Source organism: Prescottella sp. GW823-FHT02E09 (assembly GCF_058797375.1).
This window is the reverse complement of record NZ_JBXAJP010000013.1, coordinates 78,751-95,206: the sequence shown is the minus strand read 5'-3', so window position 1 is coordinate 95,206 and position 16,456 is coordinate 78,751. Positions and strand designations below refer to the sequence as shown.

Below are 16,456 nucleotides of genomic sequence, written 5' to 3'. Positions count from 1 at the left end.
CCTACGCCTTCACCGGCCCCGCCCGGAGGACCTCGTCGAACCGGTCCCGAACCTCACCGATGTGCTTGTCGAGGTCCTTGACCTTCCAGCCCTTGGTATCGATGGGTTCCAGCACGTCGACGTAGACGGTGCCCGGGTGGGCGACGAACGAGTTGCGCCACATCAGGTCCCCGGCATTGTGGATGACGATCGGCACGATCGGCACCTGTGCCTGCATCGCCAAGTGGAAGCCGCCCTTCTTGAACCGTCCCAGCCGCGGAGTGGGGGAGCGGGTGCCCTCCGGGGCGATCGCAATCGACGTCCCGTTCTTCAGTTTGTCGACCGCCGGCGCCAGTGCCGCCCGCGCCTGCGCGCTGTCCGTCCGGTCCACATACGCGACATCGAGCAGCGTCCCCACCGCCGCGAAACGGGGATCGTGCGCGGCCTCCTTCTTCGCCACCCCCGTCACGTCCCGCCGGATCACCTTGCCGATCAACAGCATGTCGAGCGAGCTCTGGTGATTGAACATGAACACCGCCGGACGGTCCTTCCACGCGTTGTCCTCGCCGGTGATCTGCACGTCGATCCCACAGATCGTCAACGCCAGATCCGGGCCGAACGAACCCACCAGATTCGCCGCGGTCCGCCGATTCCTCGTCAGCACCCCCGCCGTCACCGCCGCCGCGGTGGTCGCCGTCAAGGCACTCAACGCGACACCGGTGCGCGCCGTCGCGATCGGCGTCGCGCCCCGCTCCGGCTTGGACAGATTCACCGACAACCAGCCCTCGGTCCGCGCGATTCCGGCCAGCTTCCCGTCCGGATTCAGCGCCACCGGCCGCCCCACCGAATCGAGCATCGGGACGTCCTCGACACCGTTCGAATACGCGAACGCCTCCGACAGCGGCGCCCCCACCTCGTTCGCGAAGTCCCGCAACGCCTTCGCCTTCGCCGGACCCCACAAGGCCGGACCGGTGAGCGCGCCGGTCAGCATGCCGTCGACCACCTCCGGCCGGCTGCACAACACGTCGTCGATCCCGAGATCCTCCGCCACGAACTGCGCCTGATACGTCGTAGCCGACGTCGCCATCACGATCCGGTGCCCCGCCCGCCGGTGCGCGTCCAGCAGCCGTCGCACATCCGGGTAGATCATCGCGGCGATCTCCTGCCGGAACAACCGCTGACTCCACTCCCGCAGCTCGTCCTCGCGCCGGCCCGCGAGCCCGGTCACCGCGATCTCCATCAACCGGCCCACGTCGGCGCCGCGGAACTGCGTGTCGAAGGCCGCCCCGGTGGTCCGCAGCAGCTCCGCGATGCTGATATCGAAGCGGCGCAGCCGATCCCGATACACCACCGTGGCCGAATAGCCGGTGATGAGGGTGCCGTCCAGGTCGAACGCCGCCAGCGTCGTCGGGCCCTCGGGGGCGGCCGCGATCGCGGCGTACAGATCCCCGAGCCGGTTCATCGGTCCGACTCCGTCCCCGGGGCATCCACGACCTGGGCCGCGGCGTCCACGCCCTTCACCTGATCGAGCTTCGCGTGCGCGAGCGCGCGGATCTCCCGGACCCGGCGCACCAGCGTCCGCACCTCCTCGGCGAACGCCAGCCGGCGGTCGGTCACGTCGGGATCGGCGACCTCGATCAGCTTCCGATTGCGCGCCAGCTGCAGCGCGGTCGCGAACAACTCCGACGAGATGGACTCGCTGCTCGCGATCTGCTGGCGCAGCCGCCGCTGCTGGGCCAGCGCCAGGCACTCGGAGACGAACGCCTTCTCGTCGAAGTCCTCGGACACCGGCGCATCCAGCAGATGATCGGCCACCACCTCGTAGGCCTCGAGGAACGGCTGCAGCACCCGGTGCGCCAGATAGGGCCGGACCTCGGCGAGGATCCCCTCCACGTGCTCCGGGTTGCTCAGATCGCTCTCCCATGCCGGGTCGATCAGACTCAGCTCCGAGCGCAGCTCCTCCTGGAACGTCTCCTTGTCGCTGAAGAAGAACTCGAACTTCAGCAGATCCCGGATCCGCTTGGCCTCCGCCCAGCCGTCGGTGAGCGGGTCGGCGAACTTCTCGTCGACGGCCGCGGACAGCACCATCTCCGCGATCGCACGCACCAGCAGGAAGTGGATGGTGTTGTTGCGGTAGAACGCCGCCACCAACCCCTGATCCTTGCCCAGGTAGTACACCCGCTCGTTGCCCTCGTCGAACCGCTTGAGCACCCCCGAGTCGAGGTGGGTGAACAGCGCCTTGCGGATCACCTGCGGGTTGGTGAGGTCGACGTCGCCGGCGGTGGGGAGCTTGCGGGCGATGATGTAGTCCACCAGCGGGCCGAGGATGAACCCGAGCTCGGGCACCGTCAGCGCCCGGTCCTCGATACCGAGGAACGCGAGCATCACCAGCGACGACGCCGTGATCGGGGTGACCTCGTTGATGCGGTGGCTCACCTCGATGCCGGTCTTCTGGATCGCGAGCCGCAGATCGTCCTCCTGCGCCAGCGAATCCCGCAGCGACAGCGGCCGTCCCACGGTCACGTGCGCGACGCCGCGGCGCTGCCCCTGTGCCCGGACGTAGCCGACCATCCAGCGGAAGCTCTCCTTCCGCTTCTCCGCGCCGTGCGCCTCCGCGGCCATGGCGTTGACCTCGTACAGCTGGTCGTACACCAGCGACACCGGGACCAGGTAGACGTCGGACGCGTCGCTGTCCTGGAACGCCTGCGCGAGATAGGTCAGCAGCCCGTACCTCGGCGGGCGCAGCTTGCCGGTGCGGGACCGGCCGCCCTCGATGTACCACTCGAGGTTGAAGCGCTTGTTCAGCAGGAACCGCATGTACTCGCGCAGCGTCCACTTGTAGATCTCGTCGCTGCCGAATTTGCGTCGGATGAACACCGTGCCGGACCGCTTGCTGATCGGGCCGACCGGCCAGAAGCTGACGTTGAGTCCGCCCATCACGTGGTTGAGCGGCAGGTCGTTCGCGAGCAGCGCCGGTCGCAGCACCAGCGGGTCGAGATACGACCGGTGACTGGGCAGGAACACCAGCGAGTGCTCCCGGTTGAGCTCGCGCAGCTCCTCGAAGCGGGTGGTGTCCACGTCCAGCCGGTACGCGCGGGAGAAGTATCGGCCCAGCTGATCCCACACCGCGATCGCCCGGCGGCTCTGCGCTGCCACCATCTCGTCGAGGTCGGCGCGGGCCCGGCGATCGACGTCGACCACCGTCAGATTGAGTCGCGCGGCCAGGTTTTTGATCCCGGCGGTGAACCGGCCGGTGTCGGTGATCTCCTCGACCACGAACCGGGACACCTTGTACTGCGTGCCGAGCAGACCGCGTTCGGCACGTTCGAGCGCGAGGGCGGCCTGCCGACGGATGAACTCGGGCAGCGAGCCGCCGCCGCGCTCGGCCAGCCGGTCCCGCAGCTCGCTCAGCGACGCGCCGTCGCCCTCGATGACCCGGCAGCGCCCCGGATCGTTGCGGAGCACCCGGCGCTGCGCGTTCGAGCCGAGATGAAGCGGGTCTCGCGTGGACAGCACGTCCCGAATCCGTTGCGCACGATGCCCGTTGGTGACGTCGGGCAGCCACACCACCCGTATCGGTGTCAGCACCGGATCGTCGTCCCGGCGCGCCAGCGCCGACAGTGACTGGTCGGTGGTCGCGAACGTGACCGTCGGCCAGCCGGTTTCGGCCTCGCGGTGGGTGAGCCAGGTCCGCAGAGCACGCTCCTCGGTGTCCGTCATCGGCTCGGTGAGATAGATCGTCGAGGGTGCGGACTGTGCGTGTTCGGTCATCGCCGAGCTCCCTTCGCGGCGCCGGCCAGCGCCACCACCTCGTCCAACCCCTCCTGCAGGCACTGCATGAACAGTGCCGGTTCGGTCACCGCGGCGGTGTCGAGGTTGACGCCGATGCAGCAGGTCCCGACGTGCGAGACCATCGTCGCCATCACGGCACAGCCCGGTGCCGGACCGAAGGGGAACATCCGCTCGATCCGCGCGCCCGCCAGGTACACCGGCACGGGCACCCCCGCGACGTTGGACGCCTGCAGGTCCAGACCCTTCGACTGCGACAGGTACCACTCGGCGAGCAGGCGGGTCGGCAGCCGCACCAGCAGCGGTGACGCCGCCTCGACGATGTCGAGCGCCGGTTCCTCCCGCAGCGCCAGCACGATCGCGCGGACCTTGCGGATCCGCAACGCCGGGTCCGGTTCGGTGGCGGGCCCCGCGAACCGGACCGCGGCGATCCGGTTGCCGCCGGTCGGATCCGACGCGGCCCGCATGTTGATCGGCATGCCCATCGGGATCTTGCCGACGGTCTCGCCGAGCTCCTCGTGGTACCGGCGGAAGCCGCCGAGCAGCGCCGCGATGTAGGCGTCGTTGACCGAGCCTCCGGCCGCGTGCCCGGCGGCCCGCAGGACCTGCAGGTCCACCTCGAGCACCCCGAACCAGCGACCGAGACCGCGGTTCCGCAGCAGGGGCGAGCCCGTCGCCGGCGGCGGCTGGACGACGCGGCGCAGCGAGTTCGCGTAGTCGAGGACCTCGCCGGCCGCATCGAACGGCCGGGTGACGGCGGTGATCGCGGCCCGCGCCGAGCCGGACATCAGGTCGGCGATCCGGCTCGGGGCGCGGCGCACCTCGGTGAGCACCTCGAGCCCGAGCGCCGACAGATCCGACAGGTGCTCGGGCGGCGCCGGCGCGCGGTCCGGCTTGTCGGGGGTCGGTTCGGCGCGACGGCTGTGCAGCAGCGCCATCATCTGGATGCCGCCCATGCCGTCGGTGATGCTGTGGTGCGTCTTGACGACGTAGACGGCGCGGCCGTCGTCGAGGCCCTCGATCAGCACCGCCATCCACGGCGGCCGGGCCTTGTCGAACGGTTCGGTGGCCAGGTGCCGGCAGATCCGCAGCGCGTGGTCGAGGTCGGCGGGCTCCGGCAGCCGGACCCGGCGCAGGTGGTAGTCGAGGTCGAATTCGGGATCGACCGACCACACCGGATTCCCCAGGCCGAACGCCGGTTCCACCGCCCGCATCCGGATCCGCGGCACGATGTGCGACGCCCACTCGTGGGCCCGCACCAACCGATCCCAGTCCGGTGCCCGGTCGAGGACGTCCACCGCGACGATGGGGGTGCGGAGCTCGGGACGCACCTCCTCCATCCGCCACATGCCGGTCTCGAAATCCGACATGGTCCGGCTCTGCGCCCAGCCGACAGCGGAGAGATCCACATCCACCGCGCTCGGTGGGACGAACGGCTGCCCGTCGGCCATACGCACGCTCCTCGAAACCACGATCGGGGGTGTCGCCTCAAGTGTGGCCCCGCGGGTGCGGACGCGTCACGAGTTTCGGCGCTTCCCCTTTCCGGACACGGCGGACAAGTCGTATCCCGCGCGATCGGGTGTCACCTCGGTTAACGTCTGAGGGACTTCGATCCTTGCCCCGGCGAAAGGACGCGGTCATTCCCCTCTATCAGTTCCGGTGCGCGCAATGCGGTCCGTTCGACCGCAGCTACCCGATGGCCACCGTCCCCGACAGTTCCGCCTGCCCCGCATGCGCGTCCGACGCACGTCGTCAGATCACCGGCCCGCGGCTCGGTCACGGCTCCTCGACGCAGATGCGTCTGCTCGACGCGACCGCCCGGTCCGCGAGCGAGCCGGCGGTGGTCTCGGGCCCGCGCCCGGGTGCCCGCACCGCCGTGCAGAAGGTCACCACCAATCCGCTGCACCGAAAGTTGCCCCGCCCCTGAGTCTTTCCCGCGTCGCGAAGGAGATCTGTATGCCCGAGTTGCTGTTCCCGCTGGATTCGCGCAAGAAGTTCACCGAGCAGGAGAAGATCGGCCACAACCGGTGGCACCCCGACATCCCCGCCGCCGTCACGGTGAAGCCGGGCGACTCGTTCCGCGTCCACTGCCGGGAATGGTTCGACGGCGCCATCCGCAACGACGACTCGGCCGACGACATCCTGAACGCGCCGCTGACCACCGTGCACACCCTGTCCGGCCCGTTCGCGGTGGAGGGCGCGCGGCCCGGCGACCTGCTGATCGTCGACATCCTCGACATCGGACCGATTCCGCAGGAGGACTCGGGACCGCTCGCCGGTCAGGGCTGGGGGTACACCGGCATCTTCCCGCGCGACAACGGCGGCGGCTTCCTCACCGAGCAGTTCCCCGACGCATACAAGGCGGTGTGGGACTTCGCCGGGCAGACCGCGACGTCCCGGCACGTGCCGCACGTGAAGTTCACCGGCATCGTGCACCCGGGCCTGATGGGGACCGCGCCGTCGCACGAACTGTTGGGCAGGTGGAACACCCGCGAGGCCGCGCTGATCGCCACCGATCCCGACCGGGTGCCGCCGCTCGCGCTGCCGCCGGAACCGCGTGACGCGATCCTCGGCACCCTGTCCGGCGCCGACTTCGATCGCGTCGCGGCGGAGGCCGCCCGCACCGCTCCGCCCCGCGAGAACGGCGGCAACCAGGACATCAAGAACCTCACCAAGGGCAGCCGCGTCTTCTATCCGGTGTTCGTCGACGGCGGCAAGCTGTCGGTGGGGGATCTGCACTTCTCGCAGGGCGACGGCGAGATCACCTTCTGCGGCGCGATCGAGATGGGTGGGTTCATCGATCTGCGCGTCGACCTGATCAAGGGCGGCATGGAGACGTACGGCGTGTCGGAGAACGCGATCTTCATGCCGGGCAATACCGATCCGCAGTATTCGGAGTGGCTCGCGTTCTCCGGCACGTCGGTGACGCTCGACGGGGAACAGCGGTACCTCGACTCGCACCTGGCGTATCAGCGGGCGTGCCTGCACGCGATCGACTACCTCACCAAGTTCGGCTACAGCCCCGAGCAGGCGTACCTGCTGCTGGGTGCCGCCCCGATCGAGGGCCGGCTGTCCGGCGTCGTCGACATCCCGAACTCGTGCGCGACGGTGTACTTGCCGACCGCGATCTTCGACTTCCCGATCGCCCCGTCCGCAGACGGTCCGGTGCGGATCGATCCGGGGATGGGCGCGCCGCACTCCGCTCGGTAGGGCCGCCGCGGGGAACCGGCTCGCGTCGTTTCGTCGCGGGCCGGCTCCTGCGTGTCGGCACGATGAACTCGGGTACAAGAAATTCGAGACCGTTCGTTCAGACGTAACGCCCATTTTCCCTGGCTGTAGCCTCGAGCGCGCAATTCGAATGCGTTATTCAATCGTTATGATCAAACAGTAACGCCCAAGTCTTTCGTCACGTTAGCGTCGATCCCATCGCACTGCGCAATCAAAGCGTTACGCGAAGTGACCATCAACATCTCCTTGTTTCCGGATCTGTTACTCCGGTGGTGAGGGCTAGGCCGTCGGGGAGAAAGGGGCGCAGCATCGTGAGCGCTTCCAACTGCATCGAGGACTACGTCGCCGCAATGTTCTCGTACGAGTTCCTCGACGGCGGGATCGACTACGACGCCCTCGAGCGCATCCACCGTGGCGACGTGAGCGACTGGGTCTCGGCCGTGGCCGGCTCCGGCCTGTTCACCAACGCGCAGGTGGACCGCATCGACGCGGCGTGGGCGCGCGATCCGGAGTCCCTGCTCACGGCCCTGCTCTCCGAGGCCGACGAGATGACCGTCAAGCGCTGCCGCATCACCTGGTCCGCGCTGGACCGGCTGAACCCGCGCGAGGATCTGCGTGAACTGGCCGCCGTCGGCGGCTACAGCAGCGCGGTGGCCTCCGCGTCCACGACGATCGCCTGATCGTCGGTCAACGTCCGATACCGAACCCCGGCAGTGCGACAGGCCTCGATCATTCGAGCAGCGTCGTCGCCGGGGTTCCGGGCGTCCGGACCCGGCGCCGGATCCGCGGGGATTCCCGCATCCACGTAGTGCGGCACGATCGAGAAGTCGATCAGGCCCAGACCGTCCCAGCGCGGCGCCGTTCCACACGTCGGCGCCACCTCGCCCGGATCGTCCGCACCGTCGATACCGACGAGGGACGGCGTCATGACGCACGCGCCTGCGCTGTAGCCCGCATAGGCGATCGCGTCACGGCGAAGCAGATCCCGTAGGACGTCGTCGGCCCCGCTGCGTGCCAACTGCGCCCGCAGGACGAACGTGTTGCCGCCGCGCACCCACACCGACCGGAACCCCGAGAGCGTCTCGGCGAGAGCGTCCGAACGGCCGACGTAGTCGCGTAGATCCACCTCCGACGGCGTGAACCCGAGACGGCGCAGCGGTACGACGTCGCTCACCACCGCCGACTCCCGAGCCGGCGTCGGCCAGGCGTCCGCGGCGTTCGCGATCACCGCGATCGGGCCGGGACCGCCGACCAGTTCGACGAACCGGTCCACGTGCGCACCGAAGCGGTACGACGACAGGAACAGTCGCACGCGCGCTCAGATGGTGTAGTTGAGGTTGTCGACGATCCGTCTCCCCACCGCGACATCACCGCCGAGTTCGAACTCCGACGTGTGCTCGGCCCCGGTGGTGCGGCCCGTGGCGAGCCGGGTGAACAGTCGCGAGTCCATCGCGATCGTCGACGTCGCCGGCCCGGACAGTGCCGGCACCACCGCGGCGCGGCCGTCGACCTCGACGTGGAGCGTGCGGGCCAGCGGGCCGGACAACTCCAACGTCACCCGGGCGCCGTCGGGCGCATGCCCGAGCTTGCCGACGATGAAGCCGAGCGCGCCGGCGACCTCCTGGAAGGCGAGGTTGCCGCGCGAGCCGCCCTCGTCGCCGGCGGGGACGTCGAGGGCGTCACGGATGTCGTGCTCGTGGATCCAGCAGTCGAACAACCGGATCCGCATGAAGCGGCCGTACGTCGCCGGCCCGGCCGGGGTGACGGCGGGGGCGTCGAAGTCGGCCTGCGTCATGGCGGTGAGCACCTCGAGTCGGCTCGAAGTGATCTCGCGGAACATCGCGAGAATCTGCTGTCCGGTGTGCGCGCGTAGACCCTCGACCCAGCGCTCGTTGAGGGCCCCGATCTCGTTGCGCACGTGGGGGAGTGTGTGCACATCGAGGGCGGCCTCCGGCGGCTTCAGTCCCGACAGCAGCGACTCGGTCCCGATGATGTGCGAGACGATGTCGCGCACCGTCCAGCCGGGCAGCGCCGTGGGCGTGATCCAGGCGTCGCCCTCGACCGTGGACAGCACGTCGTCGAGCACCGCCCACTGCTCGGACAGGGCGTCGACCAGGATGCCCTGGGGGAACTCGCTCATGTATCTCGCTCCGTTTCCAGTCCGGAAAGGTCCACGACCTCACCACGATTGACGCTCTGCCAATCCCGCCCCCGCAGGTACGGGGCCAGTGCCTCGCCGATGGCCGCAGCGTCCGCCGGCCCTTTCACGCGCTGAATCTCGTACACGCGGGGGAACTCGAGCATCTCGGTCACCAGGTTCCACAGTCGCACGGCGGCCTCGCCCTCGGGCGGATCGACCAGGACGGGCCCGAACAGCGGGGTGCCCAGCACGAACAGGGTCGGGACGCCGAAACCTCCCGCGGCGACCACCCGGTCGTGGTCGGCCCGGACGTCGTCGTGGGTGGTGGGGTCGGCCAGCGCGACGTCGAGCAGGCCGGGATCGAGCCCGAGTCGGCCGAGCAGATCCCGCGCGACATCCGGGTCGTGCGGTTTTCCGCCGTCGATGTGCAGCAGGTGACCGGTGGCGGCGTACCAGCGATCCAGCAGATCCATGCTCTCGCGGCGCAGCAACGCGCCGATCCGCATGAGCGACCACCCGTACGCCCAGTCCCGCTCCCATGGATGCAGCTGCTGCTTCTGATCATCGCGACGGTTGATCTCCTCGAGACTGAAGAAGCGCCAGCCGATGTCGATCCCGGTCTCGGCACGGACGTGCCGGATCCAGCGCGAGGCGTGGAAGGCGAACGGGCACATCGGGTCGAAGTGGAAGTCCACCGACGTGATCGCCTCGTCGCCGACGGGCGCGGCAGCATCGGGTGTGTCGGTGGTCACCCTGTCACTCTATGACCGATCGGCGTCCGGTGCGACGCCATGACGCATCGAAACCGCACGCCCGGTCGGGATCCGGCGATTCGGGCGAAACCCGTGACGGAACGGCGGGTGGTGGTGGACGATCGGGCCAGACCGAAGCACGAGAAGATCGTTCACGCGAGGAGCTGCCGTGTTCCCGGGAAACTTCGTTGCCACCACCCCCGACAAGCCGGCGATCATCCGGCCCGCCACCGGTGAGCAGCTCACGTATCGCCAGCTCGACGAGCGGTCGCTGCGGCTGGCCCGGTTCCTGCGCGAGGCGGGGATGCGGCCGGGTGATCACCTGGCGATGGTCGCGGGCAACGACCTCCGGATGCTCGAGGTGTACTGGGCCGCGCTGCGATCCGGTCTCTACATCACGGCGGTCAACTGGCACCTCACCGCCGCCGAGACGGCCTACGTGGTCGACGACTGCGGGGCATCGGTTCTCGTCGTGTCCGCCGACGCGGCCGCCGCACTCCCGGGCGACCCGGCCGCCCTCCCCGGGGTGCGCCGACGTCTGGTCTTCGGCGGCACGCTCGACGGCTACGACGACTACGAGCGGGTTCTCGCGGCCCAGAGTGTCCAACCGCTCGAGTCGCAGCCGCGCGGCCAGGACATGCTGTACTCGTCGGGTACCACCGGCCGGCCCAAGGGCATCAAGCCCAAGCTGCCGGTCGGCGAGGTCCACGAGACGACGGACCCGTACACCGCGGTGTTCGCGCCGATGTACGGATTCGACTCCGACACCGTCTATCTGTGCCCCGCGCCGCTGTATCACGCAGCCCCACTGCGCTTCTGCGGAACCATCAACTCCGTCGGCGGCACCGTGATCGTGATGGACCGGTTCGAGCCCGCCGAGGCGCTCGATCTGATCCAGCGATACAAGGTCACGCACAGTCAGTGGGTGCCCACCATGTTCGTTCGAATGCTCAAGCTGCCCAAGGATGTTCGGGACCGCTACGACGTCTCCAGCCTGCAGGTCGCCGTGCATGCGGCGGCGCCGTGCCCGCCGGAGGTGAAGCGAGCGATGATCGAGTGGTGGGGTCCGGTGATCCAGGAATACTACGCCGCCACCGAGGGCTCCGGGGTCACCTTCATCGACAGCGCGCAGGCGCTCGCGCATCCGGGCTCGGTCGGCCGGGACGGTGTGCTGGGGATCGTGCACATCTGCGACGAGGACGGGCGCGAGCTGCCGACGGGGGAGATCGGCGCCGTCTACTGGGAGCGCGACGAACTGCCGTTCGAGTACCACAACGATCCGGCCAAGACGGCGTCGGCGCAACACCGGGACCACCCGACCTGGACGACGAGCGGTGACATCGGCTACCTCGACGAGGGGCGATTCCTCTATCTCACCGATCGGGCGGCCTTCACGATCATCTCCGGCGGCGTCAACATCTATCCGCAGGAGTCCGAGAACGTGTTGACCCTGCATCCCAAGGTGTACGACGTCGCGGTGATCGGGGTGCCCGACGACGAGATGGGGGAGCAGGTCAAGGCGGTTGTCCAGCTGGCGGACGGTGTGACGAAGAGCAACGAGCTGGCGCGTGAACTGCTCGACTACGTCCGCGACCGCGTCGCCCACTACAAGGCGCCGCGCTCGGTCGACTTCGCGGACGACCTACCGCGCACTCCGACGGGCAAATTGGTCAAGCACCAGCTCCGGTCCCGCTACGTGACGTCCTCGAGGAATTGACGCAGAACCTCCGCGTGGCTGTGCTCGATGTCCTTGGTGGCGGTCAGCAGGACGAGCGGACGGTCGTGCGCCAGCTCGAGGACGCGCTCGACGGCACTGCGACCGTCGGGCGACTCGAGCTCGGCAAGATAACGGGACCGAAACTCGCCGAATTCGGCGACGTCGTGGCTGTACCACCGGCGCAACTCGGTGGACGGCGCCAGGTCTTTGGCCCAGTCGTCGTAATGGAACGAATCCTTGCGCAGCCCCCGCGGCCACAGGCGGTCGACGAAGACCCGGAAGCCCGCTTCGGCACCCGGGTGGTCGTACACGCGTTCGATCTCCACAGTCTTCGCGGGCATCTCCCACCTCCGTGTCTTGGGCCGATCTCGACGTCAAGTTACGTTCATGTGAAATAGTGAGCTATATCACAATTAGCCATCCTTGCGGTGGTATACCTCTGTTCGGACTCGATTCAGATAAATGATTCGACTTGCGCGCGTTCCCTCGATCACGGTAGTTCTGCTTACCATCGTGGACCACTTGCATCGATCGGGTCATCGTCCGTCGATCGCTCGAGAGTTGCCGCCCGTCGTGGCGTGCACACCATCTAACGCAGGAAGTCGAAACATTGGATACATCGAAGAGCGCGGCACAGGTGCGCCCGTCGGTCGGTGTCGTTCGGGAGACGAGCGACGGCGAGCGGCGGGTGGCGTTGGTGCCCAAGGTTGTGGCGACGTTGGCCGCGAAGGGTGTCGACGTGGTCGTCGAACCCGGTGCCGGTCTGGGTGCGTTGATTCCGGACGAGTTGTACAAGGAAGCGGGCGCGACGATCGGTGACGCGTGGTCGGCGGACGTCGTGGCCAAGGTCGCGCCGCCGTCGGACGACGAGGTCGCCAAGCTCCGGTCGGGGCAGACGCTGATCGGCTTCCTGGCGCCGCGCAACGCCGACAACCAGATCGGCGCCCTCACCTCCGCGGGAGTGGACGCGTTCGCCGTCGAGGCGATCCCGCGTATCTCCCGCGCCCAGGTGATGGACGCGCTGTCCTCGCAGGCGAACGTCGCCGGCTACAAGGCCGTGGTGATGGCCGCGTCGGAGTCGACGCGGTTCTTCCCGATGCTGACCACCGCGGCCGGCACCGTGAAGCCGGCGACGGTGCTGGTGCTCGGTGTGGGTGTCGCGGGTCTGCAGGCACTCGCGACGGCGAAGCGTCTCGGTGGCCGCACCACCGGCTACGACGTGCGCCCCGAGGTGGCCGACCAGGTCCGCTCGGTCGGTGCCCAGTGGCTCGATCTCGGCATCGATGCCGCCGGTGAGGGCGGGTATGCCCGCGAGCTGACCGACGCCGAGCGTGCGCAACAGCAGCAGGCGCTCGAGGATGCGATCAAGGGCTTCGACGTGGTCATCACGACCGCGCTCGTTCCCGGGCGTCCGGCGCCGCGTCTGGTGACCGCCGCCGCGGTCGAGGGCATGAAGCCCGGCAGCGTGATCGTCGACCTGGCCGGTGAGACCGGTGGCAACTGCGAGCTGACCGAGCCCGGACAGATCGCCGTCAAGCACGGGGTGACGATCTGCTCGCCGCTGAACCTGCCCGCGACGATGCCCGAGCACGCCTCCGAGCTGTACTCGAAGAACGTCGCCGCCCTGATCGAGTTGATGCTCGACGAGAACGGGGCACTGGCCCCGGACTTCTCGGACGAGATCCTCGCCGGTGCGTGCGTGACCCGGTCGAAGGAGAACTCCTAGATGTACACCGAACTGTTGGCGAACATCGCGATCCTGGTCCTGGCCGGGTTCGTCGGCTTCGCCGTGATCTCCAAGGTCCCGAACACGCTGCACACGCCGCTGATGTCGGGCACCAACGCCATCCACGGCATCGTCGTGCTCGGCGCCCTGGTCGTGCTCGGGCACCTGCCCGGCGACGCCCCCTGGTCCATCAAGATCATTCTGTTCGTCGCGTTGGTGTTCGGCACCCTGAACGTCGTCGGTGGCTTCGTGGTCACCGACCGCATGCTCGCGATGTTCAAGCCCAAGAAGGACGCCCCCAAGGCAGTCGAGAAGAAGGGGGCTGACGCCTGATGAGCTACCTCGTCACGATCCTCTACATCGTCGCGTTCGCGATGTTCATCTACGGTCTGTCGGGTCTGACCGGCCCGAAGACCGCGGTCCGCGGTAACTACATCGCCGCGGTCGGCATGTTCGTCGCCGTGGTCGCGGTGCTGATCGATGTCCGCGACACCGACAACTGGCTCCTGATCGCCGGCGGCCTGGCCGTCGGTATCGTGCTCGGCGTCCCGCCGGCGCTGCGGACGAAGATGACCGCGATGCCGCAGCTGGTCGCACTGTTCAACGGTGTCGGCGGCGGCACCGTCGCGCTCATCGCGTGGGCCGAGTTCCTCGACTCCGACGGCTTCACCACCGTCGACGCGGTCCCGTCGGCGCCGTTCATCATCGGCTCGCTGTTCGCCGCGATCATCGGCTCGGTCTCCTTCTGGGGCTCGCTGGTGGCGTTCGCGAAGCTGCAGGAGCTGCTCAACAAGAACCTCGAGAAGAAGGTCGTCGCCTCGGCGAAGGCGTTCCAGCTCGCGAACATCGTCCTCGCCCTGGTCTCGGTCGGCCTCGCGATCTACATCGGTCTCGGCGCGGACGGCGACCCGCAGTCGCCGTGGCTGATCGTCGGGCTGCTCGTCGCTGCCGGTGTGATGGGTCTGTTCGTGGTGCTGCCGATCGGCGGCGCCGACATGCCCGTCGTCATCTCGCTCCTCAACGCGCTCACCGGTCTGTCGGCCGCGGCCGCGGGTCTCGCGCTGAACAACCAGGCGATGATCGTCGCCGGCATGATCGTCGGCGCGTCGGGCTCGATCCTGACGAACCTGATGGCCAAGGCCATGAACCGGTCGATCCCCGCGATCATCTTCGGCTCGTTCGGTGGCGGCGACGCCGCCGCAGCGGTCGGCGGCGCCGCGGGCGGCACCGTCAAGGCCACCTCCGCCTCCGACGCGGCGATCCAGATGGCGTACGCCAACCAGGTCATCGTCGTCCCGGGCTACGGTCTCGCGGTGGCGCAGGCTCAGCACGCGGTCAAGGAGATGGCGGCACTGCTCGAGGATCGCGGTGTCGAGGTCAAGTACGCGATCCACCCCGTTGCCGGTCGCATGCCCGGACACATGAACGTGTTGTTGGCCGAGGCCGACGTCGCCTACGAGGCGATGAAGGAAATGGACGACATCAACGGCGAATTCTCCCGCACCGACGTCACCGTCGTCATCGGCGCCAACGACGTCACCAACCCGGCCGCCCGCCAGGACTCGACCTCCCCGATCTACGGGATGCCGATCCTCAACGTCGACCAGTCCAAGTCGGTCATCGTGCTCAAGCGCTCGATGAGCTCGGGCTACGCCGGCATCGACAACCCGCTCTTCACCGCCGACCAGACCTCCATGCTGTTCGGTGACGCGAAGAAGATGGTTTCCGAGGTCACCGAAGAACTCAAGGCCCTGTAGCCGCTTCGGTCATCACACAGGACGGCATCTGTCGGGCGAATCCCCCTCCGCCCGACAGTCGAAGGGTCCCTCACCCGCTCACAGCGCGTGAAGGGACCCTTCCGCCGTTTCCGGGTAGACCTCGGAGGACCGTCACACCCGCACGGGCCGGCTGGTGGGGCGCCGGACGACGCCCGCGAAGCACGCCGCCACCAGCACGCAGACCAGCGGCACCACCATCGCGACGGTGAGCGGCACCAGTTGGGTGACCCAGCCGATCGTCGCGGGCCCGGCGAGGAACCCGATGTAGCCCATCCCCACGACGCGGGACATGTTCGCGCCCGCCGCGCCGGTCCCGAGATTGCCCGCGGTGGTGAAGATCTGCGGCACACACCCGGACAGGCCCAGCCCGAACAGCGCCCACCCCAGCAGCGTCGTCGGCAGCCACGGCGAGACGATCACCAGCGCCATACCGGCCGCAGCGATCAGCGTGCCGTACCGGACGATCGCGACGGGACCGAACGCGGCACTGACCCGGTCCGCGGTGAAGCGGCCCACCGTCATCGTCAGCGAGAACGCGCCGAAGGCGAGCGCAGCGACCGACTCCGGGACGTCCAGATGCTCCTTGACCTGGAGGGTGGTCCAGTCGTTCGCGACACCCTCGGCGAGCATGAGCGCGAACGCAACGGCGCCCAGCGCGAGCACCCGCGGCGAGTACCGTCCGGGCGGGCGGGCGTCGTGATGCTCGGGTCGGGGATGCGCCGACGTCGGCAGGAGTCGCGTCGTGCACACCGCGACCACCGCGACGCCCACCACGGATGCCACGCCGAGGGTGGTGGTCGGCGACCAGCCCGCCTCGATCGTCACCGCTCCGACGAGCGACCCGACGACGCCACCGATCGAGAACATGCCGTGGAACGCCGACATGATCGGCCGCCGGTACTTCTGCTCGAGGATGACGGCCTGCGAGTTCATCGACACGTCGAGGGCGCCGTTGCCGAACCCGAACACCGTCAGCGCCAGGCCCAGCTGCCACGCGTTGCCGGCCAGACCGGGCCCGATCACCGCGACCGACAACAGGGTGCCGCTGAGCGCGACCAGCCGGCGGCTGCCGAACCGGTCGGACAGCGGACCGGACAACTGCATTCCGGCGATCGCGCCGACGGCCAGCAGCAACAGCAACGACCCGAGCGTCGAGTGCGAGATGTCGGTCCGGGACTTGATCGCCGGGATGTGGACCACCCACATCGCGAGCAGGAAGCCGTTGATCCCGAACACCCCGAAGATCGCGGCGCGCGCCGATCGCAGGTGGAGCGGCCGGTCCGTCTGCTGGGTGTCCACGTACCCCTTTGTACCGAACTCTCCGCGGAGCCGAAGGGTCCGTTCATG

At 68.6% G+C, this 16,456-nt stretch carries 15 protein-coding genes; 7 read left to right on the top strand and 8 right to left on the bottom strand.

Annotated elements, in window-relative coordinates; all coding sequences use genetic code 11:
* Position 1: 1 nt before the first annotated feature.
* The 3 genes from AC1RIF_RS25150 to AC1RIF_RS25140 are packed head-to-tail and all read right to left on the bottom strand — an operon-like array spanning position 2 to position 5,219.
* On the bottom strand, positions 2 to 1,441 hold the full coding sequence (locus tag AC1RIF_RS25150) for an HAD-IB family hydrolase (RefSeq protein WP_492604100.1): 1,440 nt from the start codon (positions 1,439 to 1,441) through the stop codon (positions 2 to 4).
* Positions 1,438 to 3,750, bottom strand: coding sequence for a glycerol-3-phosphate 1-O-acyltransferase (locus tag AC1RIF_RS25145; protein ID WP_492604099.1), 2,313 nt, complete (start codon positions 3,748 to 3,750; stop codon positions 1,438 to 1,440). Before AC1RIF_RS25145 ends, AC1RIF_RS25150 begins: the two co-directional genes overlap by 4 nt.
* Positions 3,747 to 5,219, bottom strand: a complete 1,473-nt coding sequence (locus AC1RIF_RS25140; protein ID WP_492604098.1) for a wax ester/triacylglycerol synthase domain-containing protein — start codon at positions 5,217 to 5,219, stop codon at positions 3,747 to 3,749. The genes AC1RIF_RS25145 and AC1RIF_RS25140 overlap by 4 nt, the downstream gene beginning before the upstream one ends.
* Before the next feature lie 188 nt (positions 5,220 to 5,407).
* Here AC1RIF_RS25140 and AC1RIF_RS25135 point away from each other — a divergent pair, with 188 nt between their 5' ends.
* From AC1RIF_RS25135 to AC1RIF_RS25125, 3 genes are all read left to right on the top strand, one after another.
* Positions 5,408 to 5,695: an FmdB family zinc ribbon protein gene (locus AC1RIF_RS25135; protein ID WP_492604163.1), complete on the top strand. Its 288-nt coding sequence runs from the start codon at positions 5,408 to 5,410 to the stop codon at positions 5,693 to 5,695.
* A 29-nt stretch (positions 5,696 to 5,724) separates the two neighbouring features.
* The gene (gene fmdA, locus AC1RIF_RS25130) at positions 5,725 to 6,978 is read left to right on the top strand and encodes a formamidase (RefSeq protein WP_492604097.1); all 1,254 of its coding nucleotides are present in this window, start codon (positions 5,725 to 5,727) and stop codon (positions 6,976 to 6,978) included.
* A 329-nt stretch (positions 6,979 to 7,307) separates the two neighbouring features.
* Positions 7,308 to 7,676 carry a hypothetical protein gene (locus tag AC1RIF_RS25125; RefSeq protein WP_492604096.1) on the top strand — a complete coding sequence of 123 codons (369 nt, stop codon included), beginning with the start codon at positions 7,308 to 7,310 and terminating at the stop codon, positions 7,674 to 7,676.
* On the opposite strand, the gene AC1RIF_RS25120 is transcribed toward AC1RIF_RS25125, so the two are convergent.
* Genes AC1RIF_RS25120 through AC1RIF_RS25110 form a run of 3 tightly spaced genes read right to left on the bottom strand, consistent with a single transcriptional unit; the run spans position 7,634 to position 9,840 of the window.
* On the bottom strand, positions 7,634 to 8,308 hold the full coding sequence (locus AC1RIF_RS25120) for a Type 1 glutamine amidotransferase-like domain-containing protein (RefSeq protein ID WP_492604095.1): 675 nt from the start codon (positions 8,306 to 8,308) through the stop codon (positions 7,634 to 7,636). The genes AC1RIF_RS25125 and AC1RIF_RS25120 overlap by 43 nt on opposite strands.
* A 6-nt stretch (positions 8,309 to 8,314) precedes the next feature.
* On the bottom strand, positions 8,315 to 9,136 hold the full coding sequence (locus AC1RIF_RS25115) for a maleylpyruvate isomerase family mycothiol-dependent enzyme (protein ID WP_492604094.1): 822 nt from the start codon (positions 9,134 to 9,136) through the stop codon (positions 8,315 to 8,317).
* Positions 9,133 to 9,840, bottom strand: a complete 708-nt coding sequence (locus AC1RIF_RS25110) for a mycothiol-dependent nitroreductase Rv2466c family protein (RefSeq protein ID WP_492604162.1) — start codon at positions 9,838 to 9,840, stop codon at positions 9,133 to 9,135. The genes AC1RIF_RS25115 and AC1RIF_RS25110 overlap by 4 nt, the downstream gene beginning before the upstream one ends.
* Before the next feature lie 217 nt (positions 9,841 to 10,057).
* Between AC1RIF_RS25110 and AC1RIF_RS25105 the strand changes: the two genes are divergently transcribed.
* Positions 10,058 to 11,605 (top strand): AMP-binding protein, encoded by a 1,548-nt coding sequence (locus tag AC1RIF_RS25105; protein ID WP_492604093.1) that lies wholly within the window; start codon positions 10,058 to 10,060, stop codon positions 11,603 to 11,605.
* Here the strand turns inward: AC1RIF_RS25105 and AC1RIF_RS25100 are convergent.
* A complete protein-coding gene (locus tag AC1RIF_RS25100) occupies positions 11,581 to 11,946 on the bottom strand; it encodes a DUF488 domain-containing protein (protein WP_492604092.1) in 366 nt (121 codons plus the stop codon). The genes AC1RIF_RS25105 and AC1RIF_RS25100 overlap by 25 nt on opposite strands.
* Before the next feature lie 269 nt (positions 11,947 to 12,215).
* Here AC1RIF_RS25100 and AC1RIF_RS25095 point away from each other — a divergent pair, with 269 nt between their 5' ends.
* The 3 genes from AC1RIF_RS25095 to AC1RIF_RS25085 are packed head-to-tail and all read left to right on the top strand — an operon-like array spanning position 12,216 to position 15,088.
* Positions 12,216 to 13,331, top strand: coding sequence for a Re/Si-specific NAD(P)(+) transhydrogenase subunit alpha (locus tag AC1RIF_RS25095; RefSeq protein WP_492604091.1), 1,116 nt, complete (start codon positions 12,216 to 12,218; stop codon positions 13,329 to 13,331).
* The gene (locus AC1RIF_RS25090) at positions 13,332 to 13,664 is read left to right on the top strand and encodes an NAD(P) transhydrogenase subunit alpha part 2 (RefSeq protein ID WP_492604090.1); all 333 of its coding nucleotides are present in this window, start codon (positions 13,332 to 13,334) and stop codon (positions 13,662 to 13,664) included.
* Entirely contained in the window at positions 13,664 to 15,088 is a 1,425-nt protein-coding gene (locus tag AC1RIF_RS25085) for an NAD(P)(+) transhydrogenase (Re/Si-specific) subunit beta (RefSeq protein ID WP_492604089.1), read from the top strand. The genes AC1RIF_RS25090 and AC1RIF_RS25085 overlap by 1 nt, the downstream gene beginning before the upstream one ends.
* 132 nt (positions 15,089 to 15,220) lie before the next feature.
* On the opposite strand, the gene AC1RIF_RS25080 is transcribed toward AC1RIF_RS25085, so the two are convergent.
* Positions 15,221 to 16,315, bottom strand: a complete 1,095-nt coding sequence (locus AC1RIF_RS25080) for an MFS transporter (RefSeq protein ID WP_492604161.1) — start codon at positions 16,313 to 16,315, stop codon at positions 15,221 to 15,223.
* Positions 16,316 to 16,456: the final 141 nt, after the last annotated feature.

Excerpts from the sequence above, each read along its gene's own strand:
- AC1RIF_RS25150 (WP_492604100.1), bottom strand. The coding sequence starts at position 1,441 with ATGAACCGGCTCGGGGATCTGTACGCCGCGATCGCGGCCGCCCCCGAG.
- AC1RIF_RS25145 (WP_492604099.1), bottom strand. The coding sequence starts at position 3,750 with ATGACCGAACACGCACAGTCCGCACCCTCGACGATCTATCTCACCGAG.
- AC1RIF_RS25140 (WP_492604098.1), bottom strand. The coding sequence starts at position 5,219 with ATGGCCGACGGGCAGCCGTTCGTCCCACCGAGCGCGGTGGATGTGGAT.
- fmdA (WP_492604097.1), top strand. The coding sequence starts at position 5,725 with ATGCCCGAGTTGCTGTTCCCGCTGGATTCGCGCAAGAAGTTCACCGAG.
- AC1RIF_RS25115 (WP_492604094.1), bottom strand. The coding sequence starts at position 9,136 with ATGAGCGAGTTCCCCCAGGGCATCCTGGTCGACGCCCTGTCCGAGCAG.
- AC1RIF_RS25100 (WP_492604092.1), bottom strand. The coding sequence starts at position 11,946 with ATGCCCGCGAAGACTGTGGAGATCGAACGCGTGTACGACCACCCGGGT.
- AC1RIF_RS25090 (WP_492604090.1), top strand. The coding sequence starts at position 13,332 with ATGTACACCGAACTGTTGGCGAACATCGCGATCCTGGTCCTGGCCGGG.
- AC1RIF_RS25085 (WP_492604089.1), top strand. The coding sequence starts at position 13,664 with ATGAGCTACCTCGTCACGATCCTCTACATCGTCGCGTTCGCGATGTTC.
- AC1RIF_RS25080 (WP_492604161.1), bottom strand. The coding sequence starts at position 16,315 with ATGTGGGTGGTCCACATCCCGGCGATCAAGTCCCGGACCGACATCTCG.